Genomic DNA, 3,559 nt, shown 5'->3' with positions numbered 1-3,559 from the left:
GAGCAGGCCTTCGCGCACCGAAGACGCCGCCGTCATGCCCATGTAGACCACGATGGTCATTCTGGTGTCGGTCAAGGTCGACCAGTCGACTGCCTCGGCATCGGCGGTGTGGTGCGCGGTCAGGAAGGTGATGCGCAACGCCTCCTTGCGGAAGGTCAGCGGCACGTCGAAGGCAGCGGCGGCGCCGAGGCCAGCAGTAATGCCGGGCACCACCGAATAGGCGACGCCGGCCTTGCGCAGCGCTTCGACCTCCTCGCCGCCACGGCCGAACACGAGGGGATCGCCGCCCTTCAGCCGCACCACACGCTGGCCGGATTGTGCGGCCTCGATCAGCAGCCGGTTGATGGCGTCCTGGCCGATGCCGGGCTTGCCGGCGCGGCGGCCGACCGCAACGCGCGCGGCGTCGCGGCGGATGCGGTCGAGGATCTCTTGCGACACCAGATCGTCGTGGAACACGATGTCGGCGTCCTGCAGCGCGCGCAGCGCCTTCACCGTCAACAGGTCGGGATCGCCGGGGCCGGCACCGACCAGCGTCACCATGCCCTGCGCAGGCATCGCCGCAAACGCGCTGGGATCGGCGATTTTCTCAAGCGCCGCTTCGGCCTCGGCCCTGCGCCCTTCCAGCACCAGCGCGCCGATCGGGCCATCGATCACGCGTTCCCAGAACCGCCGGCGCAGCGAAAATTCACCGATCCGGGCATGCATCATCTTGCGGAAGCCGCCGATGAAGCCGGCGAGATCGCCGATTCTCGCCGGCAGCACGGCCTCGATGCGCTCGCGCACCCGCCGCGCCACCACGGGAGAAGTCCCGCCGGTGCCGATCGCGACCACCACGTCGCCGCGATCGACGATCGCGGGAAAGATGAAGCTGGAATGGACCAGATCGTCCATCACATTGACGGGCAGGCCGACCGCCTTGGCGCGCGCCGACATCGCAACGCCGATATCGCCGGCGCCAGCACAGATGATCGCGATGACATTTGTCAGGTCGGCGGCAAGCGGGTCGCCCATGGCCAGTTCGATAGAGATGAGGTCGGCCGGTTCGAGCCCGCAGATATCGTGCTCGCCGGACGTTTCATACCAGCGCACGCGCGCGCCGGCCGAGATCAGCAGGCGCAGCTTGGCGCGCGCGAGTTCGCCGGCGCCGACCAGAAGCACCGGACCGGTCTGCAAATTGAGAAACACCGGCAAGAACCGCATGCGCTACTCGCTTCCCCGCTTCCGGGGTTGACTGGAATTTTTTTCTATATATGTCTCATCGCACCGGCGTAAAGAGAAGATTTTTCCTTCTATTTTGCGGCGCAACCATAGAATTTTCGCCTCCCGACGCAAGGCCCGCAAGATGCATCTTCTCGACAACGATTCCACGACGGCGCGGTTGCGCGGGGCGCAGCCGATCCAAGCATCTTCCGTGCCGCAAATTTCGCCGGATACGCCTTCGGTGGATCACCTCGACGCGCTGGAAGCGCAGAGCATCTACATCCTGCGCGAAGCCTTCGCGCGGCTGAAGAAGCTGGCGCTGTTGTGGTCGCTCGGCAAGGACTCCAACGTGATGATCTGGCTGGCGCGCAAGGCGTTCTTCGGCCACGTGCCGTTCCCGGCGCTGCATGTCGACACCGGCAGGAAATTTCCCGAGATGTATGCGTTCCGCAATCGCTACGGCAAGGAATGGGAGCTCGATCTCAGGGTCGAGCCCTGCCCGCCGATCGATGCGATCGATCCGACGCTGCCGCCGGCGGCGCGCTCGGCCGCGCGCAAGACCGAGGGCCTGAAAATGGCGCTCGCCAAATACGGTTTCGACGGCTTGATCGCCGGCATCCGCCGCGACGAAGAGGCGACGCGGGCCAAGGAGCGCGTGTTCTCGCCGCGCGGCACCGAAGGCGGCTGGGACGTCCGCGACCAGCCGCCGGAGTTCTGGGATCAGTTCAACGCCTCGCCGCCGCCGGGCGCGCATTTGCGGATTCATCCGATCCTGCATTGGACCGAGGCCGACATCTGGGCCTACACAAAGCGCGAGAACATCCCGATCATTCCGCTTTATCTCGCCAGGGACGGCAAGCGCTACCGGTCGCTCGGCGACGCCGACATCACCTTCCCGGTCGCCTCGCAGGCGTCTTCGATCGAGGACATCCTGATCGAATTGGAACAGACCAAGGTGCCGGAACGCGCCGGCCGCGCACTCGATCATGAGACCGAGGACGCTTTCGAGCGGCTGCGGGTCGCAGGCTATCTCTGATCCAAACGTTTGAGTGATGAGTGCTGTCATGAATATGATCGTCCAGTCCGCGCTGCCGACCACGCCGAACGGCACCACGCGCCCGCAGGTGCGCATCGTCATCGTCGGCCATGTCGACCACGGCAAATCGACGCTGGTCGGACGGCTCTTGCACGAGACCGGCAGCCTGCCCGAGGGCAAGCTCGAGATGCTGAAAGCTGTCAGCGCCCGGCGCGGCATGCCGTTCGAATGGTCGTTCCTGCTCGACGCGCTGCAGACCGAGCGCGACCAGGGCATCACCATCGACACCACGCAGATCCGTTTCCGCACCGGCTCGCGCGATATCGTCCTGATCGATGCGCCCGGCCATGCCGAATTCCTGCGCAACATGATCACCGGCGCCTCGCAGGCCGACGGCGCGGTGCTGATCATCGACGCCTTGGAGGGCGTCCGCGACCAGACGCGGCGGCACGGCTATCTCTTGCATCTGCTCGGCGTCAAACAGGTCGCTGTCGTCGTCAACAAGATGGACCGGGTCGACTTTTCGGCGGCGCGCTTCAATGAGATCAGCGCGGAGATTTCCGCGCATCTGACCGGCCTCGACGTGACGCCGAAGGCTGTCATCCCGATTTCGGCGCGCGACGGCGACGGCGTTGCCGCGCGCACGCCGCGGATGGAGTGGTATGACGGCCCAACCGTGGTCGAGGCGCTGGATGCGCTCGAGCCGGCGCGGTCGCTGGAAAGCCTGCCGCTGCGGCTGCCGGTGCAGGCGATCTACAAGTTCGACGATCGCCGCATCATCGCGGGCCGCATCGAATCCGGCGATCTCGCCAGCGGCGACGAGATCGTGATCATGCCGGCAGGCAAGATCGCCAGGATCAGGACGGTCGAAAGCTGGCCCACCACGCCGGTCAAGGGCAGGCAGAGCGCGGGCCGCTCGGTCGGCATCACGCTCGACCGCGAGCTTTTCATCGAGCGCGGCGACATCATCGCGCATACGGGCGCTGCGCCGCGCGATACGCGAAGGCTGCGCGCCCGGGTGTTCTGGCTGCACGACAAGCCGTTGGCGAAAGGCGACCAGGTCCTGGTCCGGCTCGGCACCCGCGAGGCGCGCGCCACCGTGGTCGCGATCGACAAGGCGGTCGATCCCGGCGATCTCTCGAGCGTCGAGACCCAATCGATCGGCCGCAATCATGTCGGCGAGATCGACATCTCGCTGAGTCAGCCGATCGCCGCCGATGCCTCCGCCGACAACCCGCGCATCGGGCGGCTGGTGATCGAAGTCGCCGGCCGCATCGCCGGCGGCGGCCTGGTGCTGTCGGTCGATGCCGGCCAGCGCGCGGT

At 66.5% G+C, this 3,559-nt stretch carries 3 protein-coding genes; 2 read left to right on the top strand and 1 reads right to left on the bottom strand.

Going from position 1 to position 3,559, the window contains the following annotated elements:
* Positions 1–1,200, bottom strand: a 1,200-nt coding sequence (cysG, locus tag WCB02_RS33640; protein ID WP_423965258.1) for a siroheme synthase CysG, incomplete at its 3' end; no start/stop codon positions are given.
* A gap of 142 nt (positions 1,201–1,342) precedes the next feature.
* Between cysG and cysD the strand changes: the two genes are divergently transcribed.
* Together cysD and WCB02_RS33630 are read left to right on the top strand one after the other, a co-directional pair.
* Complete coding sequence (gene cysD, locus WCB02_RS33635) at positions 1,343–2,236, top strand: sulfate adenylyltransferase subunit CysD (protein WP_423965255.1); 894 nt, start codon at positions 1,343–1,345, stop codon at positions 2,234–2,236.
* Positions 2,237–2,264: 28 nt separating this feature from the next.
* The coding region (locus WCB02_RS33630; RefSeq protein ID WP_423965252.1) for a sulfate adenylyltransferase subunit 1 at positions 2,265–3,559 on the top strand (1,295 nt) is incomplete at its 3' end.

It is taken from the genome of Bradyrhizobium sp. (assembly GCF_049581145.1).
In the GTDB taxonomy this organism is placed as follows: Bacteria; Pseudomonadota; Alphaproteobacteria; order Rhizobiales; family Xanthobacteraceae; genus Bradyrhizobium.
This window is presented reverse-complemented; position numbering and strand designations above follow the sequence as displayed.

Coding starts and splice junctions, on each gene's coding strand:
- cysD (WP_423965255.1), top strand. CDS start 1,343: ATGCATCTTCTCGACAACGATTCCACGACGGCGCGGTTGCGCGGGGCG.